14 protein-coding genes are annotated in these 17,530 nt (G+C 72.9%); 6 read left to right on the plus strand and 8 right to left on the minus strand.

Translation table 11 applies throughout. The features are described from left to right. Positions 1-148 precede the first annotated feature (148 nt). Together NQZ70_RS49525 and NQZ70_RS49530 are read right to left on the minus strand one after the other, a co-directional pair. A complete protein-coding gene (locus tag NQZ70_RS49525) occupies positions 149-1,858 on the minus strand; it encodes an ATP-binding protein (RefSeq protein ID WP_129580451.1) in 1,710 nt (569 codons plus the stop codon). Positions 1,859-1,936: 78 nt separating this feature from the next. Then, complete coding sequence (locus NQZ70_RS49530) at positions 1,937-3,898, minus strand: CotH kinase family protein (protein WP_129580452.1); 1,962 nt, start codon at positions 3,896-3,898, stop codon at positions 1,937-1,939. Positions 3,899-4,097: 199 nt separating this feature from the next. Between NQZ70_RS49530 and NQZ70_RS49535 the strand changes: the two genes are divergently transcribed. After that, on the plus strand, positions 4,098-6,665 hold the full coding sequence (locus tag NQZ70_RS49535; RefSeq protein ID WP_129580453.1) for a M1 family metallopeptidase: 2,568 nt from the start codon (positions 4,098-4,100) through the stop codon (positions 6,663-6,665). Between the two features lie 29 nt (positions 6,666-6,694). On the opposite strand, the gene cysW is transcribed toward NQZ70_RS49535, so the two are convergent. The 4 genes from cysW to NQZ70_RS49555 form a co-directional block, all read right to left on the minus strand. Next, entirely contained in the window at positions 6,695-7,597 is a 903-nt protein-coding gene (gene cysW, locus NQZ70_RS49540) for a sulfate ABC transporter permease subunit CysW (RefSeq protein ID WP_129580454.1), read from the minus strand. Positions 7,598-7,627: 30 nt separating this feature from the next. Beyond that, positions 7,628-8,536, minus strand: a complete 909-nt coding sequence (locus tag NQZ70_RS49545) for an ABC transporter permease (RefSeq protein WP_129580455.1) — start codon at positions 8,534-8,536, stop codon at positions 7,628-7,630. After that, positions 8,536-9,600 (minus strand): sulfate ABC transporter substrate-binding protein, encoded by a 1,065-nt coding sequence (locus NQZ70_RS49550; RefSeq protein WP_129580456.1) that lies wholly within the window; start codon positions 9,598-9,600, stop codon positions 8,536-8,538. Before NQZ70_RS49550 ends, NQZ70_RS49545 begins: the two co-directional genes overlap by 1 nt. 114 nt (positions 9,601-9,714) lie before the next feature. After that, entirely contained in the window at positions 9,715-11,190 is a 1,476-nt protein-coding gene (locus NQZ70_RS49555) for a hypothetical protein (RefSeq protein WP_237244764.1), read from the minus strand. 230 nt (positions 11,191-11,420) lie between these two features. Between NQZ70_RS49555 and NQZ70_RS49560 the strand changes: the two genes are divergently transcribed. Both NQZ70_RS49560 and NQZ70_RS49565 read left to right on the plus strand, forming a co-directional pair. Continuing rightward, entirely contained in the window at positions 11,421-11,831 is a 411-nt protein-coding gene (locus NQZ70_RS49560; RefSeq protein WP_129580457.1) for a VOC family protein, read from the plus strand. 211 nt (positions 11,832-12,042) lie between these two features. After that, on the plus strand, positions 12,043-13,098 hold the full coding sequence (locus NQZ70_RS49565) for a 2-isopropylmalate synthase (RefSeq protein WP_237244765.1): 1,056 nt from the start codon (positions 12,043-12,045) through the stop codon (positions 13,096-13,098). A 72-nt stretch (positions 13,099-13,170) separates the two neighbouring features. On the opposite strand, the gene NQZ70_RS49570 is transcribed toward NQZ70_RS49565, so the two are convergent. Then, positions 13,171-13,500, minus strand: a complete 330-nt coding sequence (locus tag NQZ70_RS49570; protein ID WP_129580459.1) for a hypothetical protein — start codon at positions 13,498-13,500, stop codon at positions 13,171-13,173. A gap of 124 nt (positions 13,501-13,624) precedes the next feature. On the opposite strand from NQZ70_RS49570, the gene NQZ70_RS49575 reads away from it, so the two are divergent. Continuing rightward, a complete protein-coding gene (locus tag NQZ70_RS49575) occupies positions 13,625-13,798 on the plus strand; it encodes a hypothetical protein (protein WP_165374560.1) in 174 nt (57 codons plus the stop codon). Positions 13,799-13,840: 42 nt separating this feature from the next. Here the strand turns inward: NQZ70_RS49575 and NQZ70_RS49580 are convergent, their stop codons facing one another. Then, on the minus strand, positions 13,841-14,155 hold the full coding sequence (locus NQZ70_RS49580; RefSeq protein WP_257792756.1) for a TetR/AcrR family transcriptional regulator C-terminal domain-containing protein: 315 nt from the start codon (positions 14,153-14,155) through the stop codon (positions 13,841-13,843). A 94-nt stretch (positions 14,156-14,249) separates the two neighbouring features. On the opposite strand from NQZ70_RS49580, the gene NQZ70_RS49585 reads away from it, so the two are divergent. Both NQZ70_RS49585 and NQZ70_RS49590 read left to right on the plus strand, forming a co-directional pair. After that, a complete protein-coding gene (locus NQZ70_RS49585) occupies positions 14,250-15,914 on the plus strand; it encodes an FAD-dependent oxidoreductase (RefSeq protein ID WP_165374561.1) in 1,665 nt (554 codons plus the stop codon). Between the two features lie 369 nt (positions 15,915-16,283). After that, positions 16,284-17,519, plus strand: coding sequence for a PAS domain S-box protein (locus NQZ70_RS49590; RefSeq protein ID WP_165374562.1), 1,236 nt, complete (start codon positions 16,284-16,286; stop codon positions 17,517-17,519). Positions 17,520-17,530: the final 11 nt, after the last annotated feature.

Here is a 17,530-nt window from a genome sequence, read left to right on the forward strand (position 1 = left end):
CTAGCACCCGCGCGGAACGCGCAATGGCGGCCGGGGCGCCGGCATCAGCCGGGATCGGCCGCCGGGCTCACCCGAGCCCGAGCTGCGGTGAGGGCGTCCGGCTCGGGCCGGCTTGCGTAGCCCGTGGGGGGCGAGGGCGGCGCGCGGCTCAGGGGCGAGCGGCCCCCGCGCCGTCCTCGCCGGCCGCGCGCCGCGGCAGCTCGACGATGAACGTCGTGCCCGCGCCGAGCTCGCTCTCGACCCGGATGGTGCCGCCGAGCGCCGCGAGGACGTGGCGCACGATCCAGAGCCCGAGCCCGAGCCCGCTGTACGACGCGTGATCCGCGGCGCGCTCGAACCGCTCGAAGATGCGGACGTGATCCTGCGGCGCGATGCCGATGCCCTGGTCCCGCACCACGAGGCGCGCCGTCCGGTCGTCCCCCGCGACCTCGACGTCGATGGGCTTGCCCGCGCCGTACTTCGCGGCGTTGGACAGGAGGTTCGTGACGATCTGGTCGACGCGCGTCCGGTCCCACCGCCCGCTGACCGGCTCGTCCGCGGCGACGCGCAGATCGTAGCCCGCGCGCGAGAGCGAGTCCCGGAAGCGCCACGCCACGTCGCGCACCACCGCGGCCAGATCGACCTCCTCGATCTGCAGACCGAGGCGCCCCGCGGTGAGGCGCGAGACGTCGAGCAGCTCGTCCACGAGCTCCGAGAGCCGATCGACCTGCCGGAGGATGACCGCCGTCTTCTCCTGCAGCGCCTCCGCCGGCGCGTTCCGCTGCAGGGCCCGCAGCACGCTGCCCGCGAGGAGCCTCAGCGGCGTGAGCGGCGTCTTGAGCTCGTGCGCCGCCAGCGCCAGGAACTCGTCGCGCCGCTTGATGGCGTCCTCCGCGTCCTGGTACAGCCGCGCGCGCTGCGCCTCGACGCGGTTGCGGAGGATCGCGCCGGCGAGCACGTTCGCGATCGCCCGGATGAAGTGGGCGTCGTCCGCCGTGAACCTCCGCCTGCGCGCCGTGCACGCGCAGAGGGCGCCGAAGCCGTGGATCCTCACGCTCATCCCGCTCTTGATGCCCTGCGCGAGGAGGCAGGGGGCAGGCCGGAACCGCCGGTCGGCGGGCAGGTCGTCGAACACGACCGGCTCCACGCGCGAGAGCGTGTGGCCGGCCTGGGTCCCGGGCCCGGCGTCGACCCCCTCGGCCCCGGCGGCGCTCGGGCAGAGGCCCACGGCCGCGCGTGGCACGACCGTGACGCCGTCGGGCCGCGTCTCGAGGACGATCCCCTTCTCGGTCCCGAGCGCCGCCGCCGTCTGCCGGGCGGCGGCCTCCAGGAGGTCGTCGATCGCGGCGCCCGCGAGCGCCTGCTGCCCGAGGGCGGCGACCGCCGTCTGCTGAGCTGCCCGGCGCCTCGCCTGCTCGTGCAGCGCCGCGTGCTGGGCCGCCAGCGCCCCCGTGCGCACGTGGGTCGACCGCACGGCGGCGCCCATCGCGCCGGTGGCGAGCCCGACGACGCCGTACAGCGAGAGCACGAGCACATCGGCCCTCGAGTCGATGGCGAAGGTGCCGCGAGGCTCCAAAACGAGGTACGCGCCCCCGATCCCTCCGATGATCCCGGTCGCGACGGCGGGCCCGAAGCCGGCGCGGACGGACACGAAGACGATGGCGATGAGCGGCAGAAGAAAATAGCCGTTCCGGAGATCGATGTTCGGCCAGACGAGGGCCGTCATCCCGACGGCCGTGATGCCCGCCAGGACGGCCCCGCCGTAACGCCGGGGGATCGCATGGCGGTCAGGCGGGCAGCTGTCGCCCATCGACAGATCGATGTCGACGACGGTGCCGTCCGCTGGCTCGCCTGATACGGGCGGGGAGCGTCGCCACATAGGCCGTGAATCTGGGCTGAACCGGCGAGGTGGCGCAACTGAACGGGCGAGGCCGTCGCCCTGCGCCGGCGGTCCTCGTCAGGGCAGCTTGCACACGTAGGACAGCTCGGCGTCGCAGGGCATGTCGTTCCACTGTCCGCTGGCCCAGCTCGCCAGCTCCACGCAGTGCTCTCCGTCGCCGGCGTTGTTCGGCTCGCCGCGGGCCCAGCGCTCGTCGTCGTACGGCGTTCCGTCGGTCCACGCGAAGTCTCCCTCGGACGCCGCGTCGGTGAGCCCGATCCAGTAGTCGCCCGGCTGGACCGCGGCGGCGCTCGAGACCACGAGATCCTGCGTCTCCGCGTCGTGAATGGACGCGAGGTGCCCGCCCTGCGCGATGCAGTCGAGCTCCGCGTCCGCCCATGTCGCGGGCGCGAAGCAGAGCGCCAGGGCGCCGCCCTCCGGGAGCGCCTGCAGGGCGCAATGCGGGCACGACGGGTCGTCGTCCACGCGCCCATCGCAGTTGTTGTCGATCAGGTCGCACAGCTCGGGGGCGCCCGGGTACACCGAGGCATCGCCGTCGTCGCAGTCTTCCCCGCAGCCGGACCAGAGGTCGCCGTCCGCGTCGAGCCCCGAGGGGTCCGCGCAGGCGAGCGACGCCCGCACGCCGGCGGGACGGTCGTTCAGGAAGGCGATGGTGGCGTCGATCTGCGCGGCGACGACATCGGCGCTCACCTCCCGGCGCGGATCCGCGAGCACGTCGGCCCAGATGAGGTCGCGCGCCGCCTCGGCGTCGCTCACGAGGTCGAGCGCCGACGCGCGCTCGAGCACGCGCTCGAACGCCGCGGCGAGCGCCTGCAGGCACGGCGGCGAGGCGGTGCACATCCGCTGGAGTCGGGCATCGCCGCCGAAGGGATAGAGAGGGTCCACGAAGGTCTGGTCGACGCCCCACGGCAAGAAGGTCCAGCGGCCGTCGTCCGGGCGCCGCGCGATGAAGTAGTTGTTGCGAAACCAGGCATAGCCGTCCCAGTGGCCGATGTAGGTCTCCGCGGCCGCGAACGCGAGATAGCGCTCCATGTCGATGCGCTGCGACGCCTCGGCGAGGAACGTGTCCGGGCTCTCCATCTCGTCGAGCGCCTCCACGAGCTCGACCAGATCGGCGAACCCGACGTCGTCGCCGTTGTCCTGGTCGAAGGTCCCGACGCTCGAGCGCTCGAGATCGCTCCCATAAGCCCCCTCGTACAGGCTGCCCTTGTGGCCGCCGAACCATCGATCGAGGAAGCGACGGTTATCCGCTGCTTCGACAGTCGCATACAGGCCGTAGAGCGAGCCGTTCACCCACACCGTCGCATGGGCCGAGCGCGGCGCGGGCACGTCCATCGCGCGGAACAGCGCGTAGGCCAGGCGCTCGTGGATCATGCTCTGGTCCTGGACCATGTTGTTGAGCGCGAGCTTCTCCACCCCGAACAGGGTCTGGTCGTCGGTGAACTCGTCGAATTTCAGCAGGAATGCGGCCTTTTCGTCCAGGGTCCGGAATGAGCCGTGGACGCCCTTGAGCCGCACGCCGATGTCGGCGAGCTCGATCACCTCGCCGTCCAGGGTCACCGTGAGCTCCCCGGGGACGTAGTCGTCGGGCGCGGCGCTGAGCCGATCGATCGACACCTGCGACAGCGCGATCTCGAACCGCGGGATGCTCGTTCCGGCGAAGAGCGGCGCTGCAGGATCGGGCGGCGGCGGCTCCTCCCCGCCGGCGCCGCCGGCGCCGCCGGTCCCACCGCCCGCGCCGCCGGCGCCTGCGTCGCCGCCGGCGCCTGCGTCGCCGCCGGCGCCTGCGTCGCCGCCGGCGCCTGCGTCGCCGCCGGCGCCTGCGTCGCCGCCGGCGCCTGCGTCGCCGCCGGCGCCTGCGTCGCCGCCGGCGCCTGCGTCGCCGCCGGCGCCTGCGCTGCCCACGCTGCTGCCGTCCGGCCGGGGATCCTCCGCGGCATCGCCGCAGGCGACGAGCAGCGCAATGGACATCGCGAGCGGACCGGGCCAGCTCCAGGAGGGCGAAAACGACGTTCTCACGGTCATTCTCTTCTACATGGGTTGCTCGCTCCTTGCACGTCTCCTCGGGTCAGCGCCTCGATCCAGGGGCCACGAGCCTCCAAGCGCGGCGCGCCGCGCGCTCGATCGGCGCTCTCCGTGCCAGGAGCACGAAATCGGCGGGGAGGGGAGCCAATGAACGGAGGTCCACGGCTTCTTCTTCCTCCATCGAGGTGTTCGAATGGACCTTGCCAGATCCCTTGTCCGCCGGGGGGCGCGGCTCGCCGCCGTCCTCCTGGCGTCGCTCGCGGCCGCGTGCTCCGGCGTCGATCCCGTCGCTCCAGGGCAATCGCCGCCCGACGACACGCAGCAGCCCACGCCCGACCCTCCGCCGCCCGACACCGAGCCGCCGGCAGGCGCGGCGATCGACGTCCAGCGCTACGAGGTGACGGGAGAGTTCGACTGGAGCCGGGGGCGGCTCGTCGCGACGGTCGCGATGACGTTCCTACCAGGCGACGACGGCCTGCGCTCCCTGCGCCTCGACAGCGCGGTGGCCGAGGTCGAGGCGGTCCGGCTGGCCGGGGGCGCCGACCTGCCCTACGCGGTCGACGCCGAGCTCGGGGCGCTCCGCGTCGACCTCTCGCGCGTGCCCGGCGTCGCGGCGGACCAGGCGATCACGCTCGAGATCGACTACGAGGCCGCCGAGGGCGAGGCGCTCCGCGCGATCCCCGCCCGCCGGGGGGACCCCGCCGCGTCGCGCGCGGTCTACACGATCTCGGAGCCGCTCAACGCCGCGCTCTGGATGCCGTGCCACAACACGCCCGAGGACCGCGCCGTCTTCTCCATCGACCTCGCGATGGACGCGCACGAGACGATGATCGCGAACGGCACGCTCGTCTCCGACGAGCAGGGCGCGTCCGGCCGTCGCATGAAGTACGCGACGGACTACACGGTGCCGATCTACCTCATGGCCTTCGCCATCGGCGACTTCGAGGAAGAGCGCGCGATGAAGGGGAGCCTCCCCGTCTCGGTCTGGCACCGGCGCGGCGTCCCGGGCGACTACGGCCGCCTGCTCGACGAGATGGTCCGCTCGATCGGCCTCTTCGAGGAGCTGCTCGTGCCCTATCCCTTCGAGAAGTACGCGGTGGTGCTCGTGCCGGAGTTCGGCGGGGGCATCGAGAACCTCGGCATCAGCTTCCAGGGGGAGATCGGGAGCACCGCTCCGACGATCTCCGAAGACCTGAAGCTCACGATCCACGAGATCGGCCACCAGTGGTTCGGCGACCTCGTGACCGTCAAGAGCTGGGACGACCTGTGGATCAAGGAGGGCATGGCGACGTTGCTCGCGAGCGAGGGCGCCCGCGTCTACCTGGACGAGAGCGGCGAGGGGACGCTGAACGGCGACTCCTTCTCGGCCGGGTCGCACAACCCCATCGTGGATCCGGACCGCGCTCCCGCCGATAAGTACACGTCCGGGCCCTACGGTCGCGCTGCGTGGCTGCTCACCCAGATCCGGAGCCTCGTCGGGGAGGAGGCTTTCTGGGGCACGCTGCGCGACGTCCTCAACGACCACCGCTTCGGCGCCATCGGTACGGACGAGCTCCTCGACGCCTTCGCGGGGCCCCTCGGCCCCGACGCGGCCGCCCGCGCGCGGCGGGCGGTCCGGGCCAGCGCGCTCCCGCACCTCGATCTCGGGCGGTCGCCCTCCGGCGGCGTGCTCGTGACGTTGCGCGATCCGGATGGGGCGCTGGTTGCGCCGATCGATCTCCTCTGGATCGCGGACGACGGCACGACGCGCTCGCAGGTGCTCGAGCTCGACCAGGGCGTGGACGTCGCCCCGCAGCGGGAGGGCGAGCTGCTGATCCTCGACCCGCTCGACCGCCACGTCTCCTGGGGCCACCTGGTCGATTTCAGCCTGCATCCGGACGAACTCCCGGCGCGCCTCGCCTCGTTCCGCCTTCCCACGAGCCCCTCGCAGGTCGCGCGCCTCCTCGAGGCCGGCGGCGTCCACCAGATGGCCGTCGTCGGCGCCGGCTTGCCGGAGCCCGTGACCCCGGACGCGTTCGCGGCCTTCCTCGACGGCCTCGACGCTGAGGACGCCAAGGCCATGGCGGTCAGGATGGCGTGCGTTCGGGCCGCGGATCCGGCGCTGGATCCAGCGCTGCGGGCGGCGTGGTCGAGCGCGCTCGCGCCGCTGCTCGCGGGGCCTCCCTACGCGCGCTGGACCGAGTTCACGCCGTGGCTGGAGTACGGGGTGTGCGGCGAGGTCGTCGATGTGCTGGCGCTCTACGCGGACGAGTGGTCGGCGCTCGCGGCGGGGCCTCCGGCCGGCGACCTCTCCGACGCGCACCTGAGGTTCCTGTACAACTTCGACCTGCCGCTCGAAGCGGTGCTGTCGGCCTGGGGGAACGTCGCCAGACAGTCCAGCTCGCTGCGCGCGCGCTCTCTCGCCGTGACCAGGATCCGCACCGAGGCCGATCGCGCTCCGCCGGACGATTTCTCCGCCTTCCGCGCCTTCTTCTCCGAGATCGTCGCGTCCACGGGGGTGCCCGATCTCCTCACCGAGGCGCTCATGGGGATGAGCCGCACGATGGCGCCCACCGCGGCGGAGAACGCGGGGGCCCTGGCCGCCCTGAGCCAGCAGCTGCGCGCGCCGTCGACGACGCCGTTCGACGGCTGGGTGGTGTGCGTCGCCTTCGCGCTGACGCAGGGCGACGCCGCCGCGTGGAGCGAGTTCGTCGGGGGCCTCGACGGCGTGGAGCTCTCCGCGGAGGCCGTCGAGATGCTCACCAACCCATCCCGCTGCTGAGGGCGACTCCGCGCCTCGGCAACTCCGATCTATCCGGCGTCCTTCTTCTTCAGCTCGCCCTTGAACCGCCACTCCACCGCCGCCTTCACGGCCAGCGTGATCACCGACACGCCGGCGAGGAGGCTGGCGACGGCGAACGCGGGCACGACGCGGACCATGTTGGCGTAATAGACGCGCTCGACGTGGAGCGGCAGCGTCACCTGATCCGACGAGCCCGCGGAGACGACGTACACGGCGCCGAACTCGCCCATCGCCCGGGCGGTGCAGAGGATGACGCCGTAAAGGAGGCCCCACCGGATGTTGGGCAGCGTGACGCGCCAGAAGATCTGCCACCCGTTCGCGCCGAGGACGCGGGCCACCTGCTCCTCCTCGCTCCCCTGGGCCTGCATCAGCGGGATGAGCTCGCGCGCGACGAACGGGAAGGTGATGAACACCGTGGCGAGCACGATGCCGGGCAAGGCGAAGATGACCCGGGTGGAGACGTCGAGGCTCGTGAACCCGAGGCTCACCGTGTAGGTCCGGTTCACGAACGCCCCGAAGAAGCCGTTCGCCCCGAAGAGCAGGACGAAGCACAGCCCGGCGACCACCGGCGAGATCGAGAACGGCAGATCGATCAGGGTGATGAGCAGGCTCCTGCCCCGGAACTCGAACTTGGTGATGGCCCACGCCGCCGCGACGCCGAACAGCGTGTTGAGCGGCACCGCGACGGCCGTGGTGAGGAGCGTGAGCGCCGCCGCGCGGAACGTCGCGCGGTCGAAGACCGCCTGTCCATAGGCGCTCAGGCCCTCGCTGAAGGCGTGCCAGAACACCACACCGAGCGGCAAGACGAGGAACACGCCGACGAGCAGCACGCACAGGCCGATCAGCAGCCGGCGCGCCCCGCGGCCCCCGGCGGTGTCCTCGCGGCCTGTCTGGGAGCGGGGGGAGAGCATCGCTCGACTCGGGTCCACCGGCCGCGGCCGTCAGCCCGCGTGGCCGCGCGCGGCGGCGCGCTGGAGGAGGTTGATCGCGAGGAGGAGCGCGAACGACGCCCCGAGCAGCAGGACCGCGACCGCCGTCGCGTCGGCGTAGGTGCCCGTCTCGTTCACCTCGATCATCTTGATGATCACCTGGGACGCGATCTCGGTGTCCGGCCGGTTGCCCGAGATGAAGATCACCGACCCGTACTCGCCGAGGCCGCGCGCGAGCGCCAGCGCGAACCCGGTGAGGAGCGCCGGCGCGAGCTCGGGCAGGACCACGGCGCGGAAGATCTGGAATCGGCTGGCGCCGAGCGTCGCCGCCACCTCCTCGACGTCCCGGCTCAGGTCCTCGATCACCGGCTGCACCGTGCGCACGACGAACGGCAGGCCGACGAAGGCCATCGCGATCACCACGCCGAGCGGCGCCAGGGAGATCCGGTCGTACACCGTCCACGCGATCGGCGATTCGCGCCACCCGCCGGCCGCGAACCCCCGCCAGACGGGCCAGGGGTACCGGAAACCGACGCTGGCGAGCGCCCCGCCGAGCAAACCGCCCTCGGCGTACAGCGTGGAGAGCGCGATCCCGGCCACGGCCGTGGGGAGCGCGAACGGCAGGTCGATCACCGCGTCGATGACGCGCGCGAACGGGAAGGTGTACCGGCCGAGCACCCACGCGATGAGCAGGCCGACGACGACGTTGAGGAGCGCCGCGGCGACCGAGGCGCCCAGCGTGAACCGAACGGCCGCGGCGACCCAGCCGCTCGTGATCACCGCGAAGAAGCGGTCCCAGCCGAGCTCCGCCGTCTTCAGGAACAGGGCGGAGAGCGGCAGGAGGACGACGAGGCTCAGGTAGAGCACCGCGACGCCCAGGGAGAGCGAGAACCCGGGGAGCACGCGCGCGCGGCGCGACATCACTTCTTCCGCATCTTGTCGAGCTCGGCCCCCTGGCCGAAATGGACGCTCATCACGGTCGGCCAGTCGGTGAAATGCTCCTTGAACCGGAACAGCGTGAGGGGCCTCAGCCGATCCGCGTGCTTCTTCGCGATCGCCTCGCTGTACGGGCGGTTGTAGCGCTTCGCGATGAGCTCCTGGCCCTCGTCGGAGAAGTGGAACTCCACGTACGCCTCGGCGATGTCCTTGACGCCGTGCCGCTCGGCGACCTTGTCGACGACCGCGAGGGGGACCTCGATCGTGATCGAGTCCGAGGGGACGACGACCTCGAACTGGTCGGCCGTCGCCGGATCGGCCGCGATCTGGAGGATCTCGTTCTCCCAGCCGAAGAGGACGTCGCCCGTGCGCTGCACGATGAAGCGCGTCGACGAGCCGCGCATGGCCGGGTCGAGGATGGCGTCGTCGTAGACCTTGGCCGTGAACTCGCGCGCCGCGGCCTCGGCCTCGGCGTCGTTCCGGCCCTCGGCCTTCGCCTTGCGCGCGGCGTGCGCCCAGGTCGACAGGTAGATCCACCGCGCCCCGCCGCCGGTCTTCGGATCCGGGCACAGCGACACGACCTCGGGCCGCGCGAGGTCCTCCCAGCCCTTCACCTGCTTGGGGTTGCCCTTGCGGACCAGGAAGATGACGGCCGACGTGTACGGCACCGAGCCGTTCGGCAGCCGATCGCGCCAGGTCGCGGGCAGCAGGCCCGCCTTGGCGATGGTGTCGACGTCGAAGTCGACCGACAGCGCGGCCACGTCCGTCTCCTTGCCGGCGGCGATGTCGCGCGCCTGCTTGCCCGACGGGCCGTGATCGGTCTCCACGTCGACGTCCCTGCCGGTCTTCTGCTTGTACCACCGCTCGAACGCGGGATTGAGCTCCTGGTAGAGCTCGCGGGTGGGGTCGTAGGACGCGACCGAGAGCTTCGCGACCCGGCCCTCCGCGCTCCCCTCGGCCGCGGTCGTCGTCTTCTTCTCCTCGCACCCGACGGCGGAGAGGAGCAGGGCGCCCAGCGCGAGCGCGAAACGGAGCGAGGTTGTCTTCATCGTCTCATCCCTGGGTGGAAAGGGCGGCAACTCTACCGCCGGACAGGGCCCTTGTCGCGAGGAGAGCCCCCGCGCTCCCGGCGGAGCGGGGCGGCGGCCGCCGGGCGCGCGCGCTCAGGGCGCGAGCTTGACCGCGACCGGCGAGAGCTGCTCCTCGCGGACGTCGAGGCCCACGCCGAGCTGTCCGTCGGTGTTCTCGCCCCAGCAGAGCACCTCGCCGGTCGTGCGCAGCGCGCACGTGTGGTGATAGCCGGCCGCGAGCTGCGCCACGCCGTCGATGGGCACGTCGACCGGCTGCGACGACAGCCCTGGCTTCCCGTGGCCGAGGGCGCCGACGCCCCACATCTTGAGACCCCGCGCGGCGCCGGACACCGCGCCGCTCCGCTCGCGGCCGACGTCGATGCTCGCGGCCTGAGGCACGGCGACGAGCGTGGGCTCCGGCACGGGCCCGTAGCGGTCGGCGCCCACCGCGCCGTTGTAGTCGTTGCCGAAGCAGTAGACCTCCACGCCCTTGCGCGCGCAGGTGTGCCGGTCGCCCGCGGCCACCTCGTCGACGCCCGCGGTGAGCGGCGCCGCGACCTCCACCGCAGAGGTGGCGTTCTCGCGGGCCCCGATGCCGAGCTGTCCGTCGAAGTTCCGGCCCCAGCAGAGGAGGCCTCGGTCGGACGCCTTGATGGCGCAGGTGTGATCCTGGCCGGCGGCGACCTGCCGGATGTCGCTCCGGATGAAGTCCGGGGTGCCGGTCTGCGGCGACTCCCCGTTGCCGAGCTGGCCCTCGTCGTCGGTGCCCCAGCAGTAGAGCTCGTCGCCCGTCTTCACCGCGCACGAGTGCGCCGCGCCGAGCGAGAGCTGCACGACGTTGATCAGGCTCGGCACCCGCGCCGGCTCGCTCGCCGCGTAGAAGGAGCCGTTGCCGAGCTGTCCCAGCGTGCCGCGCCCCCAGCAGGTGACCGTCGTGTCCTCCAGGATGGCGCACGAGTGGGCAGGGAACTGGTCGTCGTCGCGCGCGAACCCGCCGCCCGCCGCCACGTGGAGGGCCTTGCCGGGGAGGGCGACCTGCGCCGGCAGGGGGACGACCGGCTCGGCGGCCGGCTTCCCCGCCTCGGCGAACGCGTTCCTGCCCCAGCACCAGACGCTGCCGTCGCGCCGGAGCACGCACGTGTGGGCGAACCCGGCCGAGATCTCGATCGGGTCGTTGCAGAAGGCGCCCTCGTCGGCCTCCACGCACGACGTCGCGCAGCGGTTGCCGCAGGCGCCGCAATGCTCGGGGTCGTTCGCTCGCGTCTCGCAGCCCGGGGCCGCGGCGTCGCAGTCCAGGAAGCCGGCGCCGCAGGCGACGCCGCAGACGCCCGCCTCGCACGTCGGCGTCTCGTTGTCCGCGGCGGGGCAGTCCGCCGGCGAGGCGCACGCGTCGCCCTTGCCGCCCGCGCCGCCCGCGCCGCCTCCGGCGCCCGCGCCGCCCGCGCCGCCGTGGCCGGCGTCGCCGCCTTGACCGCCTGTGCCCGTCGCGAAGTTCCGCTCGGAGGGCGAGCAGCCGGCGCAGAGCGCGAGGGTGAAGAGCGCCAGCGAGTTCGTCAGCAAGCGAGGCATGTGCGTCATCGAAGCTCCTGAAGCGGCAGGTGTCCCGGAGCAGCAGGTTGCTCCTGGAACAGCTTTTTACGATGCCGCTGCCCGCACGGAAAGCGAGTCTGGTCGGCAAGATCCCGACGCCCGCCGGCGCTGGAGCGCCCTGCGCCGGCGCGCCGGCGCGCTGGTTTGGGGGAGACGCCTCTGGCGGCGCCGCGTAAGGTCGCTGCGCCATCCGGCAGGAGGGAGATCGCATGCACCGGAGTCGCCTTTGTGCTCTCGTGATTGACTGCAAGGTGGAGGACATCGACGCCGCGGCGGATTTCTGGAGCCGCGCGCTCGGCAAGCCCGTCAGGAAGAACGCGCCGGTCGACAGCGGCTACCGCGAGATCGAGACGCGGGACGATGAGCTCATCATGCTGCTGCAGCAGGTCGAGCACCCGAGCCGGACGCACCTCGACATCGAGACGGACGACCTCGACGCCGAGGTGCGGCGGCTCGAGGCGCTCGGGGCGCGGCGCGTGGAGTTCATCAAGCGCTGGTGGGTGATGGAGGCGCCGACGGGCCATCGCTTCTGCGTCGTCCGCCCGCAGCGCGGCCCGCTCGAGGCGCACGGCAACGCCAATGTCTGGAGCGACGATCCCGGCAAACCGGGCGCGCAGTGAGCCGGGGCGCGCGGCAACCTGGGGCGCGCGATGAGCCGGGGCGCGCGGTGAGCCGGGGCGCGCGGCGCGCAGGTCGAGGCCCGGGCGGCGTCCGCCGGAGATCGGGACCTGCTCCGACGCCCGACATGAAGTAACCTCTCCCCCGCGCCGGTCGACGCGGCGCGCTGTGCATGCGCCACGCCGAGATCCCCCGCGACATGACATGCAGCGCATGAGCACCGACGGCCGGGATCCCGGCGCAGCGGCCCTGTTCGACTGGAATCGCGCGGAGCCCGCGCCGGCGGAGCGCCGGCTCCCGCCGGGCGGCGTGCCCGCCGAGGCCTGGGCGGCGGCCCGCGCCGAGGACGAGGCGTGGCTGCCCTTCGAGCGCGCGGCCCGGCCGGTCGAGGTGCTCGACGAGACGCTGCGCGACGGCATCCAGGGCGTCTCCACGGTGAACCCGCCGAGCGCGCAGAAGATCGAGCTGCTCCACGCCATGGCGAGCGTCGGCGTCGACGCGGTGAACCTCGGCATCCCGGCGTCCGGGCCGCGTCAGTTCGAGGACGCGTGCCTGCTCGCCCGGGAGATCGTCTCGTCCCGGCTGCCGCTCGCCCTGACCGCGGCCGCGCGCACGACCGCCGCGGACATCGAGGAGGTCGCCCGCGTGGCCGAGCGCGCCGGGGCGCCGATGGTGGTCTACGCGTTCATCGGCAGCTCGCCGATCCGGCATTTCGTCGAGGGGTGGGGGCCCGATTTCCTGGCCCGCAGCGTCGAGGCCGCCGGCCGGGCCGCCGCCGCGGCCGGCCTGCCCTTCTGCCTCGTCGCGGAGGACGCGACCCGCGCGCCTCCCGGCATGCTCCACGCGCTCTTCCGCGCCGCGGTGGACGCCGGCGCCGCGCGCCTCTGCCTCTGCGACACGACGGGCCACGTCACCCCGCCCGGGGTCGCGGCGCTCGTCGCGTTCGCCCGGCGCGAGCTCGCCGCCCTGGGCGCGCCCGGGATCGAGCTCGACTGGCACGGCCACAACGACCGCGGGCTCGGCCTCTCCGCCGCGCTGTGGGCGGCGGCGTGCGGGGTCGAGCGGGTCCACGCCACGGCGCTCGGCGTCGGGGAGCGGGTGGGCAACAGCTGCCTCGAGCTGCTCCTCGACAACCTCGGTCGCCTCGGCGCGCGCGCCCCGGTGCCGCGCGAGCGCCTCGCCGCGTACTGCGCGGTCGCCTCGCGCGCCCTCGCCTGGCCCATCCCGCCGGACCACCCCATCGCGGGGGCGCTCACCCGCCGGACGTGACGCGCTCCCCGGCGCGGGTGACGGCGCTCCTGGGCCGGGGATGACGCGCTCCTCGACCGGGCGCGACGGCGTTCACCCGCCGGGCGTGGCCTTGCCGCCGCCGACGCGCGCCAGGGCGGCGTGGACGATCGGCGCCGCGGGCGCGAGCGCGTCCGCGAGCTCGCCGACGCGGGCCGCGGCGCGCTCGGCGCGGGTCCACGCCGACGAGAAGCCGAGCGTGCCGGGCGGGTGGGCCGCGGCGAGGGCGATCGCCTGCCGCAGATCGTCGCCCACCGCGGCGATGGCGTGGAGATCTGCCACGCTCGCCCCCCGCGCGCGCGCCGCGGCGTAGAGCGCGCGCACGATGCCGAGCAGGTCGCGGGCGGCCTCCAGCGGGAAGGGGTCGTGGCGGATCGAGAGCACGCCGGCCGCAGATCACGGATGCCGGGGCGGGGCGTCAAGCCGGGCGCCGTTCGTACGCTGCGGCTCGAAAATTGCAAAATTGCAGTGGCTCAACGGTTGCACTGAACGATTGCTGGAGGAGCACATGAACAACCGCACGCATGAGCTCGCAAAGACGGACGTACCCGGCGGCGACGAGGAGGTCCCGCTGCCGCCCAACCCGGGTGACCCGGGGCCTGAGCAGCCCGAGCCGCCCTCGCCCGACCCCACCCAGGACCCGCGCATCCCGCCGCAGGGCGACTTCCCGCGCGGGGTCTGAGCCGCACGGCGACCGCTGAACGCGGCGACCCCCGCCGGGCCGTCACGCTCCGGCCTGCTTCTTCTTCCCCCTCCGGGTCGCCCGCGGGCTCACCGGAGGCTTCGGCCGCGCCCCGTACGCGCGGAGGAACATCTCCAGGTTCTCATCGACGATGGCGTCGATCTGCGACGGCGCGAGCGGGAGCGTGCCGTAGACCGAGACGTCCTGCGCCTCCGCCGAGAGGAGCGCGATGAGCTGGCGCGCGGCGCGCTCCGGCTTCGCCACGTCGAGCCGGCCGCGCTCGGTCTCGCGCGCGAGGTAGCCGACGAGGCGGATCATGAGACTCATCAGTCCAATTTGTTGGACTGCCGAGTCCAACCGTAGATCATCGCCCCCGCGCGCTCACCCGAAAAGCGCGCGCGCCGGCCTGGGCTCGCGCTGCGCACCGCCACCCTGCGAGCGAGGTGAAGGCATGGATCACGAGCCTACCGAGAGCGAGCCGCCGGTCCCCGTCCTGATCGTCGGTGGAGGCGTCGTCGGCCTCTCGGCCGCGCTGTTCCTGCGTCGTCACGGCGTCGACGTGACGCTGGTCGAGCGCCACGCGGGCACGTCGATCCACCCGCGCGCCCGCGGCGTGAACGCCCGCACGATGGAGCTCTATCGCGAGCTCGGCCTCGAGCCGGCCATCCGCGAGGCGGGCGCCAAGACGCCGATCCACCTGGGCTTCCTCTTCGGCGAGACGCTTGCGCAGGCGATCGACGCGCCGCTCGGCAAGCTCATGCGCCGGCTCTTCCGCGCGCTGCTCGGGCGCGAGATCGGGCTCGGGTCGGCGAGCCCCACGCGCGCCTGCCGGATCACGCAGGACTTGCTCGAGCCGGTGCTCGCGGCCGCGGCCCGCGAGCGCGGCGCGCGCCTCTCGTTCTCGACCGAGCTCGTCTCGTTCGAGCAGGACGACGAGCGCGTGCGCGCCGTGCTGCGCGATCGGACGACCGGGGCCACGCGGCGCGTCCGCGCGAGCTACCTCGTCGCGGCGGACGGCGCGAAGAGCCCGGTGCGGCAGGCGCTCGGCATCTCCACGAGCGGGCGCGGATCGCTGGGCCATTTGCTCAACGTCCTCTTCGAGGCCGATCTCGCCGACTTCGTCCGAGATCGGGAGTTCAGCCTCGCGATCGTCCACCACCCCGAGGTGCGCGGCCTCTTCGCCGCGATCGACAACCGCGCGCGCTGGGTGTTCCACCTCGTGTACGACCCGGCGCGCGAGTCGCCGAAGGACTACCCGCCCGAGCGCTGCGCCTCGCTCGTGCAAAAGGCGCTCGGCGCGGGCGAGGTGCCGATCCGGATCGAGCGCGTTTTACCGTGGGAATCGGCGGCCCGCGTCGCGGATCGTTACCGGGTCGGGCGCGTCTTCCTCGCGGGGGACGCCGCGCACCTCATGCCTCCGTGGGGCGGCATGGGCGCGAACACCGGAGTCGCCGACGCCCACGACCTCGCGTGGAAGCTCGCGTTCGTGCTGCGCGGCGAGGCGCGCCCCGCCCTGCTCGACACGTACGAAGCGGAGCGCCGGCCCGTCGCCGTCGTGGCGGCCGAGGACTCGGCGAACAACGCCGACGAGCAGGGCCTCATGGCGCGCGCCGCGTTCTCGAAGACGCTCGGCCTCGATCGCCGCTCGATCTGGGGGCGCCTGACCGGCCGAACGCCGCCGAGCCCGGGGCGCTTGCACAAGCTCCTGGGCGTCGGCTATCGGTACGAATCCGCGGCGATCACGGCGGATGGGCGCGCGGCGCGCTTCCGGCTCGACGGCCGCCCGGGCACGCGAATGCCGCACGCGTGGATCGCGCGCGACGGAGCGCGGGTGTCGACGCTCGACCTGATCGACGGGCGCTTCACGCTGATCGCCGGGCGCGAGGCGGAGGCGTGGGGCGAGGCGGCGCGCGCGATCGGGGCGACCCTCGGCGTGCTGCGCGCAGGGATCGACTTCGAGGACGAGCGCGACCGCTGGCAGCGGCTCGTGGGCATCGGGCGGCGCGGGGCGCTGCTGGTGCGACCCGACGGCGTGGTGGCGTGGCGGGCGCGGGGCGAGGAGCGGGATGCAGCGTCGGTGTTGAGAGGCGCGCTCGCGCGGGCGCTCGGAGGATAGAGCCGCTCGCGCGGCGGGCGGTCCGGGTCGCACCCTTCGTGCACGGACCGGCATCGCTGCTGTCCCCGCTGTGACAGCGCCGCTCCGGCAAACGCGGCTGTCCTCACTGTGACAGCGCCGCTCCGGCAAACACGGCTGTCCTCACTGTGACCATGTCACATTGGCGATTGGGCTGTCCGCGCTGTGGCGGCGGTGGCGAGCCATGGATGCTGTCTTCCAGAGACGGCCCATCGGTAGTAACGTCGTGGCCAGAGGCGACGTGTCCACCGCCGTTGCCTGAAATCAGCCAGCCTTGGGGGGAGTCCGATGGATGCTCACGATACGGCGATCCATTCGCATCATGGCGAGCTCGCTGCCCTGCGCGCTCGTGTGTCCAAGCTGGAGCAGATCGAGCGGGATCTGCGCGCCGAGCTGCGTCGTGTGTGCCTGATGCTGGAGGCGGCGCCCTACCTGATCCAGGTCCACGATCCGGTCGAGCAACGCCGGCTCTATGAGAATCGTTCGCTGGCACGCGAGCTCGGATACACAGACGACAGCGCGGACCTCGGCGGCCTCGATGCGTTCATGACGCTCGCGCACCCCGACGACCAGCCTCGCATCCGCGAGCAGCTCAATCGCGCGAGGTGTGGTGTCGAGAGCGACATGACGGAGCTCGAGGTCCGGCTGCGCAGGGCGGACGGATCGTGGTGCTGGCTCACGAGGCGCGACATCGTCCTCGAGCGCGACGGCGCCGGGGCGCCGCGCCAGACCATGAGCGTGATTCACGACATCACCGTCCAGAAGGAGAGAGAGGCGGAGCAGCGCCGGCAGGCCGAGGATCTCAGCGTCTCCAAGAGGCTGGTCGACAATGCTCTGGACGGCATCACCCTGACCGCGATGAACGGCGAGGTGGTCTACGCCAACCTCGCCTTCAAGACGATGAGCGGCTTCGGCGAAGGCGCGGTCGGCCGCGGGCTGATCGATTTCTATTCGCCGGAGAGCTTTACCCAGCTCTCCACCGAGGTCCTGCCGGCCCTGACGATGCACGGCGCGTGGCGCGGCGTCCTGAAGATCCGGCGCCCCGACGGGAGCGAGTGGATGGGACAGACCAGCGCCTTCGTGATCTCGAACCCGGCGGGGGAGCCGACGGGCATGGCGGCGTTCTTCAGGGACATCACCGAGCAGCTCCGGTACGAGCAGGAGACGCTCGCGCAGATGCAGGTGATCCAGGCGCAGCAGGCGGCGCTCCGCGAGCTCGGCACGCCGCTCATCCCGATCGCCGAGGGGGTGATCGCGATGCCGCTCGTCGGGGCGATCGACCGGGAGCGCGCCCAGCAGATCCTGGAGACGCTGCTCTGCGCGCTCGGCGAGAAGCACGCGTCGGTGGCGATCCTCGACATCACCGGCGTGAAGTCCGTGGACGGCGAGGTCGCCTCCGCGCTGGTCCGCGTCGCGCAGGCGGCGAGGCTGCTCGGCGCAGACGTGGTGTTGACCGGCATCCGCCCCGTCGTCGCGCAGGCGCTGGTCGACCTGGGCGCCGAGCTCCGGGGGCTCGTCACCTGCGGCACCCTGCAAAGCGGCATCGCCTACGCGCTGAAGCGCAACGCGCGCCCGAGCACCGCGTGATCGCCCGCGCG

The organism is Sorangium sp. So ce836, assembly GCF_028553905.1.
Lineage (GTDB): Bacteria > Myxococcota_A > Polyangia > Polyangiales > Polyangiaceae > Sorangium > Sorangium cellulosum_D.

What these genes read in the sequence shown, in the direction of transcription:
- NQZ70_RS49525 (WP_129580451.1), bottom strand. Translation starts at nt 1,858, where the DNA reads ATGTGGCGACGCTCCCCGCCCGTATCAGGCGAGCCAGCGGACGGCACC.
- NQZ70_RS49535 (WP_129580453.1), top strand. Translation starts at nt 4,098, where the DNA reads ATGGACCTTGCCAGATCCCTTGTCCGCCGGGGGGCGCGGCTCGCCGCC.
- cysW (WP_129580454.1), bottom strand. Translation starts at nt 7,597, where the DNA reads ATGCTCTCCCCCCGCTCCCAGACAGGCCGCGAGGACACCGCCGGGGGC.
- NQZ70_RS49545 (WP_129580455.1), bottom strand. Translation starts at nt 8,536, where the DNA reads ATGTCGCGCCGCGCGCGCGTGCTCCCCGGGTTCTCGCTCTCCCTGGGC.
- NQZ70_RS49550 (WP_129580456.1), bottom strand. Translation starts at nt 9,600, where the DNA reads ATGAAGACAACCTCGCTCCGTTTCGCGCTCGCGCTGGGCGCCCTGCTC.
- NQZ70_RS49555 (WP_237244764.1), bottom strand. Translation starts at nt 11,190, where the DNA reads ATGCCTCGCTTGCTGACGAACTCGCTGGCGCTCTTCACCCTCGCGCTC.
- NQZ70_RS49560 (WP_129580457.1), top strand. Translation starts at nt 11,421, where the DNA reads ATGCACCGGAGTCGCCTTTGTGCTCTCGTGATTGACTGCAAGGTGGAG.
- NQZ70_RS49565 (WP_237244765.1), top strand. Translation starts at nt 12,043, where the DNA reads ATGAGCACCGACGGCCGGGATCCCGGCGCAGCGGCCCTGTTCGACTGG.
- NQZ70_RS49575 (WP_165374560.1), top strand. Translation starts at nt 13,625, where the DNA reads ATGAACAACCGCACGCATGAGCTCGCAAAGACGGACGTACCCGGCGGC.
- NQZ70_RS49585 (WP_165374561.1), top strand. Translation starts at nt 14,250, where the DNA reads ATGGATCACGAGCCTACCGAGAGCGAGCCGCCGGTCCCCGTCCTGATC.